The following is a 14650-nucleotide window of genomic DNA, read 5'->3' as shown; positions in this document are numbered from 1 at the left end:
TCTGTCCTCTCAAGCGCCCTGCGGCACCATTTTCATGTCACCGCTTTCCGGCGGCGGTGGATCAGCGCTGACGATATGAAGCACCATGACCATCGCCAGAGCCCAAACAAGGAGCGTAGCGAAGGTCAGGGCGGTTATCAGTGTCATGAGACCCATCGATTTTATGATGAGAACGTTGATCGACGTCGAGGTCAAGACCACGACCGACGCTGTTCGGATGTCTTGCTTAGTCCGGTAAAAGACGGCTTTTGCCATTTCATCCTGATAGTCATGCTTCTCCCAGCGATGTGGAGCGGTGCTCTTGTAGAGCCGGTACATAATCCAGCCAGAGGCAGCCAGGACAGCAATCTGACCGATAACGATCAGAAACTCCGGCCGCCAGCCCCAGACCTCAGCCCCCGTGAACACCGCAAGCACTAGCGTCGCCGCCCACGCCAGCGAGAATGGCACGACTCTATGCAGCTTCGGCGACACGCCAAGCATCTTGTAGAGATAGAGCCTCGCGTGCGTGGAGCCCGCAATCAGACTCGCATCTATCTGATGAAGGCAAGCCATCAACCTATTGAAAAGCATTGTCGTTCCTCACGCGTAGTCGCGGATGATATTCAGGAAGGTCACACCATATCGCTCCGCCTTGTCCGGACCAATGCCCCTGATGTTCAAGAGATCAGTCAAGCTGCGCGGCAGGTCAACGGACATCTGCTGAAGCGCCGCATCGTGGACGATCATGAATTTTTTCACACGGCGTTCGCGGGCAATCGAGTTGCGTTCGCGGCGCAAGGCCTCCAGAAGCGGCGATCCTTTACTCCGGCGGCTTTTCATAGGACGGCGTTCCGAGGAGACAGGACGTTTCGTCTTCGATTTCGACTTCGACTGCTTAGCCACCGGTTTTTCGGTAGGAGCTTTCTTCGTGACAGGCAGAATGGATGCCGAGGCCAGGAAGTAGTCCTTGTTACCCGTAAAGCGACGGTCACCGTCGACAATAGCCGAGCCAAGGGCAGTTACGGACAGTGCCCCATACTCAGCATGGTCGACCTTCATGTGGCCGGTGATGACGAGCTGGCGAATGATCGAAGATGTCTGGACGCTCGGCAGACTGCTGCCGTTCACCACATCATAGGCGTTGATACGGCGAGTGGCAGTCTGCACGACGTGCAGGATATCGCGAGCTTCTTCACTCAGGTCGCCAGCCTCAAAACCGCGAGCGCAGTTATCGCATTCGCCGCAATCGTGGTCCATGGTCTGGCCGAAATAGGTCATGACTGCACGGCGACGGCAGCCTGTCGTTTCGCACAGGCCGATCATCGCGTCGAATTTGGCGCGTTCGGTGCGCTTACGCGGAGCCGATCCGTTCGACTTCGCGATCATTTTCTGACGCTGCACCACAGCCTGGTTGCTGTAGAAGAGGTAAGCGGCTGCTGGCAGTCCATCGCGACCGGCACGGCCAATTTCCTGAACGTACGATTCAGGGGTTCCCGGGATGGTGTCGTGAATAACGAAGCGGACATTGTCTTTATCGACGCCCATTCCGAATGCCACGGTCGAGACCAGAATATCGACCTCATTGTTGGTGAAGCGATCCTGGTTGATTTCACGGTCCATGATGTCCATGCCAGCATGGTAAGGCAGCGCGTTATAACCCTGCTCAATCAACCAGTCGGTCGTGTTGTCCACCGTAGCCTTGCCCAGGCAGTAATAGATACCGCACTCGCCAGCATGCTTCGCCAGAATCTGTTCAATAACCTTGCGGTGCTGCTTCTGGGCCTGGCGGGGTGCCATGTGCATGGCGATGTTCTTGCGATCCAGATCACCCTTTACAACAACGGCATCATCCATATTCAGGATGGCCTTCATGTCCTCAAGGGTAGCTTCGTCCGCAGTAGCAGTCACAGCGATACGCGGCACGTTCGGCAGCAGGAACTTCAAAACGCCCAGCTTCTTGTAATCGGGGCGGGTGTCGTGGCCATACTGGCTAGCACAGTGGGCCTCATCGATCCCCACCGCTGCGACATCGACTTCCTTGACGAATTTCTGGAACCAAGGCTGAGCGACCAGTTCCGGGGTAACGTAAAGGAACTTGACCTCACCACGACGAACCGCATTCAGGATGTTCTGGCGATCATATCCGGTGATATCCGAATTGATCGTCTCGGCCGTCAGGTTCAGTTCCTGCAGCTTCGTGATCTGGTCAAACATCAGGGCCTTGAGCGGGCTGACCACGATACCAACGCCCTTACGAGCCAAGATCGGGATTGCGTAGCACATCGTTTTACCCGCCGACGTGCCCATCAGGGCGATGACGTCCTTGCCATCAATTGCTGCCTCACACGCGTTTTCCTGCATGGGCCGGAAGCTCTCGTGCCCGAAAACGCTGTTGAGGATTTTGATGGCGGCGGTCATTATGTCATTTCTCCGTTTGCTGATTGCACCCTAGAAATTCACGCTGAAAATGTCAACATTGTTTGGCGTGTTTCCTCGCTGTTTTTGACATTTTTTCCGACCTTTGAATTGTCGCTTGCTCGAACTTGATAAATCCTTTGATTGTCGATGATTGAGGGGTTGGTTATGGGCAAGCCGAAAAACGAAAAGGGATCGGATTCAAGCAATTGGGTCCCAGGCTGGTTTGGCAGCACATTGACGGTGAACACGTCCTCTAATCAGTTCAAAAAGCATCTAAAGGACCGGATTGCAAAGGCCGCCATTGCCAAGCAAGCGGCTGCTCAAAGCGTCTTTGAGAAAGCGGAAGCTGAGCGCCGCTTCGGGATGTAAGGCAGGAAAAGGAATTCTTGACAACTGATTTGATCGGGCCGTTAATCAAATCCCCGTAAATTCCTTTTCCTGCCATGAACATTCTAGAAAAGTGCGAGACGATAAGTTTCAGGGACAACGGCTATCCTGCAGACGCATTTTTGCGACGCGTTGTGTACTTTGTGTGGCAGGATAATTCCTTAAGAAATCATAGCATTCAAGCCGCAGAGCGCAGCTCATGGGAATTCTCATTCGCAAACATGATCCAGCGGCACCTTCCGAAAGACGAAGCGGAAAAGACTGATTTCAAATGGAGGATGAGTGTCGGGAAACGTCTGGTCGATGGCCTGATCGAAGCGGGCACCCTTGTTGCAGATGGAAATGAGGGCAATTTCAGATTCGTCGGGAACCGTCAGGCTCCTGACACAGCCGAAGCCAGAGCAGCCAACTTCTCGGGAGCTTTGAAGAAGCTTGCAGAAAAGACGGTGAAAACGCCGGAAGCTCAGCAGAAACTGCTGCAATTTCTTATAGATGCACGAAATCTATATGGCTTCCATTTCATTGAAACCACCGAGGGAAGGGCGGTGATGTTCCCAAGCAGCTTCGCATTTGATGAAAAGGGCTTTCGCCTGAGTGCGGCCACTGCTTTAATCAGCACCCAGCGTGGATTGGAAATTTGGGGTATTTCTGACGATAAGTCTTTTCAGGTTTTTCTGGAGGAGGGCAGACCAAAGTTTCGGGTCTCGCTCGATGGTGCCGCACGCGACGACGCCAAAACCTCGGACTTTCAAACGACAGTGCTGCTGCCTCATGCCGGAAAATCAGACTTCAGCAAAACGATCAATGATGTTTCTAAACAAATGAGTTCGAGCGTGAAGTGCCTTGCCGGAAAACGAGAGCTTGTGTCCGGAATCGTAGGTGAAGACATTGAGACCACGAAATGGCTTGGTTTTGTCCAAAGTTTTTACAAGGTGCGACCGTTCTTTGCATCCATTCGAGGCGTTGTCTTTTCAATCCTCGATGTGGACGTGAGAAAGCGCGCGGGGAGGGCTCGGAAAGCGACCTACGAACACTATAATTGGTTTTTCAAAGGTTCTCAGGAGATCAAGGAACGCAAATTACAAGCGAGTGACGCGTTCCCCTTGTTCACGGGTGAGTTCATGACCGAACCTCTCGACTCGACGATCACGCTTGGTCTACCTCTGTTGCCGGTTATCGCCGATCAGTTCGGGCTCAGCGTTCCCCAGGCGCGGCAGCTGAGAGGGCTGCACTGGCAGCGCCTCGGCTCTTCAATCCATCAGTACGAGGATTTCTTTAAGAAGGGCAATCGAATGTTTGCCGGTGTGCCGCCGGAGAAAATACCAAAGACAAAGAAGGAGTGGAAACAGGCGGCAAATCTAGTGGACCTGTACGGGGGAGACACCGTCTCGGCCTTGTCGGACGCCATGATAGCCCGCCTCAACCGCAACGTATTTGATAATTTCGACAAGCTTCCAGAGCAGCTCGACATCGATAGCGTGATGAACGACATCGCTAAAGCCTTGTTTCCATTATCGACAGGGCAGTATTCTCCACATTTCACGCCCAGCGCTCGGGATCGGGCCGCGTTTGTCGGAGCAATCGTTGGCGGAAACTTTGGAAGTAAGCGCCTAAAATCGTTGAGCGAGGACTGGCATCGCCTCGCGCCCTTAAGGACCGGTGCAATCCGCTTGATGCTCCGAAAGGTGCATAATATTCCGCTCGCCATATGGGAACCTCTTACAGAAAACTTCGAATGCGAGCATGGAACCCTGACCTGGCTTACCAACGAAGGAGAACTTATTTCCGAAGGCTTGCGGATGCGGCATTGCGTGGGCTCCTATATCGACCGGTGTGTGCAAGGGATCACAAACATAGCAACGATCTGTAGCAAGGATGGTAATTTCTCTACCGCTGAAATACGTCTTGACGGAGCCGATTCCAAAACGGGGAAGCAGTACGTTGTTCAACATCGCTCATACAAGAACGGTAATCCTGCCGACAAGTGCGAGCAGGTCCTGGCAGCGTATCTCAAGAAGCATCGCAAGGAAAAACTCACTGCTAAAGGTGGCACGGCTGCCGGGCAACCGCCGCACATGGTGGTTCCTCTGTGCGACACGATGCGGAAATCCTTGATGGAGGCCTACAAGGACTGTGTGCCAGCAAAAGTTTTCGCCATGTCCCGTTCAGACTGGGAGGAGGCTTACCGCATCTACGCACGCGATGACGGTACATGTCTTTTGCCTCAACCGAAAATGCAAGCTTATCCAGCATTTTAACAATCTCATTAGGAAAAATTTAGAGAGGCAGGGGCATAAGGTAGAGTGTCACAAGGAGTTTCTTATCTTGGCCAGCACTCGTCCAAGCGAAATGTCGGCACCTGAAGCCGCGAAATATGTCGTGTCAGAGCTGTCAGCTTTGAACTGTTCATTGGACTTTGCCGAGCGGCTTCGACAGGCACATCGGCACATAAAGTCCGTTGAAGGGCGCAAGGACGACGATCATCATCGGACCTTAGCCGAGGAGATGATCTTCAACGAGCTTGAACTTCGACTAACCGAGATCGAAGTCGAACGTCTCGGCGGCCGGGTCTTCCACTAAGCATCTGCTCATAATCGTCTTGAGTTGCAGCGCCCCATTCAGTTCGATGGCGGCGCTTTTGCCGTGAGGGTGTTGTGGGGCTCCAGGGTCTCAATCTTAAAGCCCCACAACACCGGATGCTCGTACGCGAAACTCGTGGAGCAGTGGGAATTTAGATCGGGCTGGTTAACAAGCCGTTACGTGCTGCTCTACATATCTTTGCCGTTGCAACTTTCTCCAGGAGAGACGTAGCAAGGCTTGTCCGGCAAAACAACGCGCGCTTTAATACTCCTTCAAAGGAGTTCTTTCGAATGACGATTTTCACAGAGCCGACACCAAATCCTCGCACCATGAAATTCCTCCCAGGCGAAAGCATTTCGACCGTTCCCCTGGATTTTGTGACCGCGCCAGCCGATGACGCGCTCCTACAGGAAATCTTCGACATCTACGGGGTGACCGGCGTCCATATCGGTGATGTCTTTATTGCCGTCACAGTTGAAGAGCCATCAATGTGGCCCGACGTGAGAAAAGCAGTGACCAGTGCTCTGGAAGTGGGCTTCTCAGGCTTCAACGCAAGCAAATATCGCGAAGAAATGAACGCTAACAACGCTTCAGAACAGGATACGGAGATCGTCACGCGGATCAAAGACGTGATCGAGACCTACGTTCGCCCTTCTGTGGCGAACGATGGTGGTGACATCGTGTTCGGATCATTTGACGAAAATACCGGGCTTCTGCGCCTGTCGATGAGAGGCGCATGCTCAGGTTGCCCGTCATCGACCGCTACCCTAAAGATGGGTATTAAAAACCTGATGAGCCACTTCGCGCCTGAAGTTCGGGACATCGAAAGTTTGACAATGTGATGTCGCTTGTGTGGAGGATTGAGAGCCCCTGCATCCATTTCCTGGTAACCTAGGACCCTCAATCGCAATTCTGCTTGGTAAAGCTTGGGTCGGGCGCTAACGTAGCGCCCGTTTGAATGCATCGGCAAACGCAGTGTTGCCCTTGTTTTCCTTCGGTGGTGAAGCCGATGTTGTCCTTGTCTGCGTTTTTGGCGCGGATTTGTCTGCTCCGGGATAATCTGGGTGCGATTTCATGGAGAGACCGATCTTCTTGGCCTTCACGTCAACCGAGATGACGGTGACCGAGACAATCTTGCCCGTGCTCACAATCTCCGAGGTATCCTTCACAAAACGGTCGGACAGCTGCGAGACGTGAACGAGGCCGTCTTGGTGGACGCCGATATCGACGAAGGCACCGAAGGCTGCAACGTTGGTGACTGTGCCCTCAAGTTTCATTCCTACCTTGAGATCGGTTATCTCATGTACGGCATCAGACAACTTGGCAGCCTTGAACTCCGGACGTGGATCGCGGCCAGGCTTCTTCAATTCTTCGAAGATGTCCCTCACGGTTGGAAGGCCGAATTCGGAGGTCACGAAAGTTTCAGGCTTCAGTTTGCCAAGTGCCTTGGGATCGCTCATGACGGATCGAAGGTCTCGACCACAGGCCTTCACGATGTTTCGCGCGACTTCATAGGCTTCCGGGTGAACTGCGGAGGCATCCAGCGGCTCGTTTCCATTGAGAATACGCAAGAACCCAGCGCACTGCTTGAATGCTTTCTCACCCAGTCTTGGGACCTTTAACAAGTCCTTGCGACTGGAGAACGCGCCATTCGCATCCCGATACTCGACGATAGCTTGAGCCAACGCCGGTCCAAGTCCTGCTATATGAGATAGGAGGGGAGCCGAAGCCGTGTTCACGTCAACGCCGACGGCATTCACCGCGTCTTCCACCGCACCTTCCAAGGCCCGAGCGAGTTTCATCTCGTCGACATCATGCTGGTATTGACCGACACCAATTGCCTTTGGCTCGATCTTCACGAGTTCCGCCAAGGGGTCTTGAAGACGTCTGGCAATCGAAACCGCACCGCGAAGGGAAACGTCGATGTTCGGCATTTCCTTCGATGCCAGCTCGGATGCGGAATAAACGGAGGCTCCGGCTTCAGAGACGATAATCCTGGATGGTTTCTTACCATCGACCCGAGCGATCAGTTCTGCGGCAAGTTTGTCGGTTTCGCGGCTTGCCGTGCCGTTACCAATCGCGATCAGCTCGACCTTATGCGTCTCAACCATTCGACGGAGCTTCATGATGGCTCCGGATATGTCGTTATGGGGCTGGAATGGGTAGACAGTGGCGGTTTCGACGAGCTTGCCGGTCTTGTCGACGACGGCAACCTTGACGCCCGTGCGAATGCCTGGATCAAGACCCATTGTCACCTTGGGTCCGGCCGGAGCAGCGAGCAGCAAGTCCTTCAGGTTTCGCACGAAGACTTCAATTGCCGACTTCTCCGCTCTTTCACGCATCTCGCTGACGAGATCAGTATGGATGCGGTTCGAAAGCTTGACCCTCCAGGCCCAATCGACGGCCTTTGAAAGGAGGGGATTGACCAACGATAGCTTATTGTCCGCTGCCATCCCCACCTTGATATCGGTCACATCCTGCTCTGTCTGAGCCATATCCAAGGTTATAAGGCCTTGTTTGGAGGCTCTGAGGATTGCCAGTGCCCGGTGGCTCGGGATCGTTGACCAGGATTCAATGTGATCGAAGTAGGCCGCGTATTTCTCCGCTTCCTTTTCTTTTCCTTCAACGACGCGCGTAGCGACCTTCGCCTTGGCACGGCTCTTTTCGCGGACCTTGCGGGCCGTATCGGCATTGTCAGCAATTCTTTCGGCTATGATATCACGAGCACCCGCTATTGCGTCAGCGACCGTGGGAACCTTGTCTGTCACAAAGGCTACGGCAAGTTCTTCAGCACTCATATTCGGAGAGGCGATCACCTGATCTACGAGAGGCTCAAGGCCATTCTCTATAGCGGTCTGAGCCCGGGTTTTTGTCTTGACCTTATAAGGAGCGTAGAGGTCTTCGAGTTCGGTCTTGGTGGCAGCTGCAGCCAGTTTCGCAAGAAGAACTGACGTCATCTTCCCCTGACCTTCGACCAATTTGACAATCTGCTGACACCGGTCCGACAATTCCGACAAGTACGAGAAGCGTTCGTCGAGTTTTCGCAACTGGATGTCGTCCAGACCGCCAGTGACTTCCTTTCTGTAGCGCGCAATGAAGGGAATTGTGGCTCCTTCCTGCATCAGTTCCACTACCGATCTGACCTGACCTTCCTGGCAACCTATTTCCTGTGCCAGACGACGGATTATCAGCGGTTCGACGATTTTTTGCATAACTGCTCCTGTAAATTTCTGCATTGATCGTGATCTGAGAAATTGCTCCGGTCAAATATTGAAGCTTGGTCCACGATGTTCTAAATACGGTTGCATCAATCTCTGAACAGGGACGTCAGGTTTTGCGCGAAGCCTCACAAATTAGTCCGTTCAAAACGGACACTCGGCCGTATAAGGGCTCCTGCATCCCGTTATGGATCGTATTCTCGGCGGCGCTCGCAGTGGTTTCCTGGCGGTTTGCAATCGGCAAAGCACCTGCGGAATTGATTTCGGTCTCTGCGCTGGTGGTGCTGTCCATCTCAGGCTGCGCACTTTTCATCGCGATCATTAACTACTTCAACCACGATCCGATCAAAGTCACGGTCACATCCCACGCGATCCGGATCGACAATGGCGATGAACAGATGATTATTCGCCTGGTCGATCTCATCGAAATCCAGAGGTCTCGCAGTTGGCTTATGGACGAGATCGTGCTGAAGGCAATCGGTGATCGCGGGTTCTCGCTTGAAAACCTGCGGGAGCCCGATGAGTTTCTCAACGCCATTGTCACCAATGCTTCGTCTGCAGGCTCCAACCGTCGGAGAAATGGACGGGAAGCGGCATTTTCCCTTGTCACCAAACACTCGCACCTAAAACTGCATGAGATGGTCGGTCGCAAAAAGTATGGCTCGGAAACAAATAGTCTCGAACTGACGAACGACTTCACGGCCTATCTGCTGACTCTTCCCTTGGCTGCGATCCTGCCTTCTCTTCTGGTCTCGCCGGTCATTCTTCTTCTACTGCTCACCTTCCAGACTGCGCCTATCACGGCATCGAGCCTGGGGGTGACTGGCTTGATCGCGCCGAGCTTATATCTCATCATTTGCTACGTCCTTTTCGTCGAGAAACAAATCTCGATCAATGAGGACGAAATCGTGATCGAGTCATCGACGGATCGCACGATGATCTCAAAAAACACGATCACCAAGGTCTTCACCCGGCGCTCTGGCCTGTCGCGCGTCGTTAAAATAGAGACCAAAACCCAGGGTACGATCACGTTAAGGGGCTACTCAAATCCTGACGGGGTCGAGGGAGCGATACGGTGGGTCACAACGAGCACCGATGTGCGGAACGACGCGGCCAATGACAGCGAAGCTCAACGCTGCTGCAAATCTCCCGCTGAAGTTTTTCTCAGTGGCTGCAGAGGCGAGCCGTAACAAGCCACCGCGTTGACACCACCTGGTTTAGCGGCAATTCTTTTGGACTGACGCCCTGAAAATCGATTCCCAGGTAATTGCATGGCAAAAAAACTCAGCCGCAAAGACGTTATCGATAAGATAAACGCCTTCCTGAACATGACCGTAGAGCGCGGGGCAAGTGAAAACGAAGCCCTGAAAGCGGCGAAGCATGCCGCAGCGTTGCTCGCTGAATACGACCTAACGTTCGCTGATCTCACCGAAACCATGGAGACCACCGGCAAGGCCGATACCTTTACGTTCCGCGACGATCTCGCCCGGTTCATGCACGCCCTGGCGGAAGCAATTGGCGAATTGTGCGCGGTCGAGGTGCTCATCTACGGCCCGGGGAAAGGCATGATCAAAATCATTGGATCGCCGGTCGATGTCGATTTTGGCCGCTATCTCTCGGCTATTTGTCTCCGCGCTATCGAAGAGCAGGCGGAAAAGGCCACTCGGGAATTTGCGCTTATGCGACTGAATGTGCGCCGCCGTCACGTGGAATCCATCTTGCAGGGCATGGCTCACAGGTTGAGCGAACGTATCCGCGAGCTTGCTTGGGCACGGCGTTCAGCAATGTCCAATGCTGTCGTGGTTGCCAAGGAAGATATCATTACGAAAACCATCGAAGACCTGGGTATCAAGGTGAAGCTGATACCTTTCCGCGAGCGGGGTGTTGATCCTGAAGCCTACAAGCAAGGAATAGAAAGCGCCAACAGGGTCTCTCTAAACAACGCCGTCAACGCGAGGAATCAAGAATTTCATGATATTCTTAAAGACGACGATGAAGACAAAGAAGATGGCGATGAGGGCCTGCTGCTAGGGCAGGGGTGAATTCACCCCTAGTCCCCGAATGCTGGAGCCTTATAACCGAATTCGAGGCATTTATTATAGAGTTCCACTGGCGACCAGCCGGTAATGTGCCGAACGGTTCGCGCCTCGATTTCGCTTTCAACGTATCTACGGCAAAGTTCGTTGTCGCTGGGCCTTTCGAGACCGGCTTTCAGACTCTCGATGATATCGTCCATATCGCCCAAGCACTGAACCACACCCGGGACATTGGCGAAGACGGACGAAACCTTCTGCCGTAAGCCTTCGATGTGGTCAGGGTCCAGAAAATTCTCGGAGAAGACTACGTCCGTGCCGAGGCTGTATGGAGGGTCACAAAGTCTGCGTTTCAGTTTACGCGTCTTTTCCAAGACTTCCGCTAAATCGAACGTCATGCAACACCCCGAACAAGACCCGCACGCCCAGCCAAGACCGCGCGAGCAATTTTACCCCGAGGATATTCGTATCCGATTTTCATCAAGATGAAATCACCCATTTGAGGTATATGTCCCGTCCATTTTTGGGCGATATTTAAGTCGAACGGCTCAGCCTGCCTTGTAGGCGACAAGGTCCTCAGAGGAGCGAACACCATCGTTCGTCAGAACGATAGTGTGATCCACCCCATCGGCAAGGTACTTTACGTCACCCTCGAAACCTTCCTTCGCCAGGACGTCCAGCAGTTCTTTTCCTTTGTCGGAAACGACACCGCCTGCAAAGAGACCATGTGGCAAGACACGGAAATCAAGCCCATCCTGGTTCACACGAACAATACCGCACCGTTGAAGAGCGCTGACCATTGTATCGCCAGGTCTCAATTCCTTATGATTGTCGAGAAAGGTCAAGGTCTCGATATAACCAAGCGTTGGCGCAGACCGGGGGCAGGAAAGATTTCCTCCGAAGTGAGCAACGGAAGCTTGCTCCACGGCTTTCGCACGACGCGGCATCATCTGGATGATGGCAGCTGTTCTCTGAACGAAATCTGACATTTAGTACCCCCTTCCTACCGAAGGATGAACCTTCGGAATTCCTTTCACACATTGGCGCATGCCTAAGCAATTTGCAAAGAAATTAAAAGCCTCAAAATAAGCGGCCAACGAGAATTCTTAGCTCGCGCCTGTGAATAAGCCGCCGTGTCAACATTTGGTGCTGCAGAGATCGCGTAAATTTGCGACAGGTTTTCCTGTGGTGCTTTTGGATTCGCGAAGGAAATGGATCGAGATTTTCCGATTTTCCATGTTTGTGAAAGGATTTGTTAAGGACGCGATCAAGCCCTGATTAATAAGAGCGTTTTCCTTTTGCGTCTACGTCGAGGATTGCGTAAGTGTGCAGTGAACGAAAATGTGTGCATGCAGATACCCCGCAAGGACTTAGTGTAGATGACAAGGCATCCTCTGCTCGAAGCAAAAGACACCAGTGTTCATAAGACGTTTGTCGAGACGCTTTATACGCAGACTGGCACGTTGACGATGGGTTGGTTCGCCCAGGTCGTCTGCTGCGTCGTTGGTTATCTGGAATTCGGCAGTAACGCCTACCTGTACCTCATCGGATTGATGACGGTCATTCTCGCGGCGCGACACCTCGATGCGCACATCTTCACACGTCGCGTGGGCGGCAAGGATGTAAATGACCTCTCGCTCGAAACGCTCGACTACTGGGAACGCCGTTATGTCATCGGATCGTGCTCTACGGGGCTCGGCCTCGCCGTGATCACCGCCTTCACGATGGTGACCAATCCGCTGTCGATCACATCGCTGCTGGGCCTTGGCGTCGTCATGGGACATCTGCCGTCGGTCGTCGGCAAGAATTTTCCCCTGAAACACAACATCGACTATCTGGTCACCGCTCTCTGCATCCCGATCTTTGCGGGCCTGACGTTCAACTCCGGACTCTCCATGTGGAGGGAAGGTTTGACGATGCATAACGCATTGCTGGGTGTTACCGGCCTCATGATGATCTTTGCGATACTGATCACTCGCGAGATGGCTGGAGAAGTCCGGCAAATCCTGCTGGACAAGATCACGAACCTGCACGAGGCGGAGAACGTGCGGAAGCTCCTTCAGGCTGCTCTCTATTATATGCCCAGCGGCATGATGATGGTGAACGACGACAATCAGATCACGCTGATGAACCAGAAAGCTGCCAGGATGTTCGGCATTCGCAGTGAGGACGTCGATAAGCTGATCGAGGCGCGAGTGTCTCTCTCGCGGATGATCACTATGGCCGTCTATGCCGGTCTTCTTCCGCGTGCTGATGCACGCGCGATCCGCTCGCAGCTTCATGAAATGATGCTTTCCGACCAGCCAAGCCACGTCGTGCGCATGGGCAAGCATTATATCCAGATGACGATCAACAACCTTCCCAGGCGGCACAAGGGTGACCTGCACTCCATCACCGGTTCCGTGTTGACCTGCGAAGACGTGACCAAGCGGGTCGAAAGCGAAATCGAATCCACGCATAATGCCAATTACGATCTTTTGTCCGGCTTGCCGAACCGACGGTTCATGTACGAGAGCCTGAACAACTCTGTCGCCAGAATGGCCGATCACGAACTCATTGCACTTGCGGTTCTGGACATCGACAAATTCAAGTCCATCAATGACAACCACGGCCACAAGATGGGAGACGAGGCGATCAGGGCTGTCGCTCGCGAACTGCAGTCGTTCAAGCACGAGAATGTCTTCTGCGCACGCCTGGGCGGCGACGAGTTCGTTATCGCCTTCCACGGTCTGCAAGATGATCGTCGCATCGATGAATTGATGGACATGATCTTCAGGAGCCTCGGCAAGTCGTATCAGATCACGGTCGACGTCGAGAATGGCCGAAACGACGGTCTCGGGCTCTCGCGCAAGAGCATCGACATCCATTGCTCTGGCGGCGTCATCGTGCGCTCAAAAGCAACATTCAATCTCGAAGACGCCCTTAACAAAGCAGACATCGCCCTGCGTACCTCCAAGAAGGAACGCGGCACTGGCTGGTATCTGTTCGATGAGAAGATGGAAGCCGAGCACCATAGTTACGAGCGCCTGCGTGAAGACTTCCGCGCGTCACTGACGAACGGGGAGATTTCGGTCGCCTACCAGCCGATGTTCACGCCGGATGGCCAGCAGATTGTCGCCTGTGAGGCACTGGCCCGCTGGAACCATAAGGAACTTGGCTTCGTATCTCCGGCCAAATTCGTGCCCTTGGCTGAGCAGAACGGCTACATCAATGACCTGACCCGCCATATCCTGCGACAGTCCTGCCTGGATTGCGCAAGCTGGCCGGATCACACGGTTTCGGTCTCTGTGAATCTCTCGGCCATCGACCTTGCGAACCGGGAGATCATCAAGGATGTCGAGGGTGCCCTGCGAGCGGCCAAGCTGGACCCGAAGCGCCTGCAGATCGAGGTGACCGAAAGCGTGTTCCTCAAAGACCGGGAAGAGGCAGCCTCGGTCCTCCAGCATCTGCGCAGCCTCGGCATCAAGGTGGCAATCGACGATTTCGGCACGGGCTACTCCAGTCTGGCCTATCTCAAGGATTTGCCCCTCGACAAGCTGAAGATCGACAAGCATTTCGTCAATGAAGTCGCAGTCCAGCCGAATGCGGCCCACTTCTTTGACACCATGGTCACCTTCTCCAAGGCCCTGGGCTTCGATGTGGTCGTCGAGGGTGTGGAAACACATGACCAGCTCGCCGTCATTAAGCGGTCCAATATCGATCTCATTCAGGGTTATCTGTTCGGCAAGCCAATGAACCGAACCGATGTGCACTTGGCTATCGATGCCCGCACGAAGCCTGAGAACCGTGTCCAGAGCAATGTGATCGCTCTCAAGCGCAAGATCGCGCGTTGAACCAGTAAGCCCGTGGCTGCGAAGTTTTCGCAATGCTGGGATCGGGAGAAGGCGGCTTTACCCGCAATCGACCACCGAAGCACTTGAAAACTTCCGAGCCACATTTCATCTTAGAATGAGCGGGCCCATGGTGGGTTTGGCTCAACTAAAAGGAAATCTCCATGTCTGATATGATGTTGTAGCTCTTGCGTACGGGACG

Annotated in this window: 12 protein-coding genes; 7 read left to right on the top strand and 5 right to left on the bottom strand. The window is 53.6% G+C overall.

Annotated features, from left to right (window positions below; all coding sequences use genetic code 11):
* Positions 1 to 9 precede the first annotated feature (9 nt).
* Together FFR93_RS03740 and FFR93_RS03735 are read right to left on the bottom strand one after the other, a co-directional pair.
* Positions 10 to 573, bottom strand: coding sequence for a hypothetical protein (locus tag FFR93_RS03740; RefSeq protein WP_138392028.1), 564 nt, complete (start codon positions 571 to 573; stop codon positions 10 to 12).
* Positions 574 to 582: 9 nt separating this feature from the next.
* Positions 583 to 2400 (bottom strand): ATP-dependent DNA helicase RecQ, encoded by a 1818-nt coding sequence (locus FFR93_RS03735; RefSeq protein WP_138392027.1) that lies wholly within the window; start codon positions 2398 to 2400, stop codon positions 583 to 585.
* A gap of 165 nt (positions 2401 to 2565) precedes the next feature.
* On the opposite strand from FFR93_RS03735, the gene FFR93_RS03730 reads away from it, so the two are divergent.
* From FFR93_RS03730 to FFR93_RS03715, 4 genes are all read left to right on the top strand, one after another.
* Positions 2566 to 2769, top strand: coding sequence for a hypothetical protein (locus FFR93_RS03730; RefSeq protein ID WP_138392026.1), 204 nt, complete (start codon positions 2566 to 2568; stop codon positions 2767 to 2769).
* A gap of 239 nt (positions 2770 to 3008) precedes the next feature.
* Entirely contained in the window at positions 3009 to 5045 is a 2037-nt protein-coding gene (locus FFR93_RS03725) for a PcfJ domain-containing protein (RefSeq protein ID WP_171049058.1), read from the top strand.
* Between the two features lie 67 nt (positions 5046 to 5112).
* Positions 5113 to 5367 carry a hypothetical protein gene (locus FFR93_RS03720; protein ID WP_138392024.1) on the top strand — a complete coding sequence of 85 codons (255 nt, stop codon included), beginning with the start codon at positions 5113 to 5115 and terminating at the stop codon, positions 5365 to 5367.
* A 290-nt stretch (positions 5368 to 5657) separates the two neighbouring features.
* Positions 5658 to 6209, top strand: a complete 552-nt coding sequence (locus FFR93_RS03715) for a NifU family protein (protein ID WP_138392023.1) — start codon at positions 5658 to 5660, stop codon at positions 6207 to 6209.
* A gap of 96 nt (positions 6210 to 6305) precedes the next feature.
* On the opposite strand, the gene FFR93_RS03710 is transcribed toward FFR93_RS03715, so the two are convergent.
* Positions 6306 to 8579 (bottom strand): Tex family protein, encoded by a 2274-nt coding sequence (locus FFR93_RS03710; RefSeq protein ID WP_138392022.1) that lies wholly within the window; start codon positions 8577 to 8579, stop codon positions 6306 to 6308.
* Between the two features lie 122 nt (positions 8580 to 8701).
* On the opposite strand from FFR93_RS03710, the gene FFR93_RS03705 reads away from it, so the two are divergent.
* Positions 8702 to 9775 carry a hypothetical protein gene (locus FFR93_RS03705; RefSeq protein ID WP_171049057.1) on the top strand — a complete coding sequence of 358 codons (1074 nt, stop codon included), beginning with the start codon at positions 8702 to 8704 and terminating at the stop codon, positions 9773 to 9775.
* 81 nt (positions 9776 to 9856) lie between these two features.
* Positions 9857 to 10627, top strand: a complete 771-nt coding sequence (locus FFR93_RS03700) for a DUF2786 domain-containing protein (RefSeq protein WP_138392020.1) — start codon at positions 9857 to 9859, stop codon at positions 10625 to 10627.
* 8 nt (positions 10628 to 10635) lie between these two features.
* Here the strand turns inward: FFR93_RS03700 and FFR93_RS03695 are convergent, their stop codons facing one another.
* Together FFR93_RS03695 and FFR93_RS03690 are read right to left on the bottom strand one after the other, a co-directional pair.
* The gene (locus FFR93_RS03695) at positions 10636 to 11016 is read right to left on the bottom strand and encodes a hypothetical protein (RefSeq protein ID WP_138392019.1); all 381 of its coding nucleotides are present in this window, start codon (positions 11014 to 11016) and stop codon (positions 10636 to 10638) included.
* 150 nt (positions 11017 to 11166) lie between these two features.
* Entirely contained in the window at positions 11167 to 11607 is a 441-nt protein-coding gene (locus tag FFR93_RS03690; protein WP_138392018.1) for a hypothetical protein, read from the bottom strand.
* Positions 11608 to 11997: 390 nt separating this feature from the next.
* Between FFR93_RS03690 and FFR93_RS03685 the strand changes: the two genes are divergently transcribed.
* On the top strand, positions 11998 to 14451 hold the full coding sequence (locus FFR93_RS03685) for an EAL domain-containing protein (protein WP_138392017.1): 2454 nt from the start codon (positions 11998 to 12000) through the stop codon (positions 14449 to 14451).
* Positions 14452 to 14650 lie beyond the last annotated feature (199 nt).

Source organism: Rhizobium sp. MHM7A (assembly GCF_005862215.1).
GTDB classification, from domain to species: domain Bacteria; phylum Pseudomonadota; class Alphaproteobacteria; order Rhizobiales; family Rhizobiaceae; genus Rhizobium; species Rhizobium bangladeshense.
This window is presented reverse-complemented; position numbering and strand designations above follow the sequence as displayed.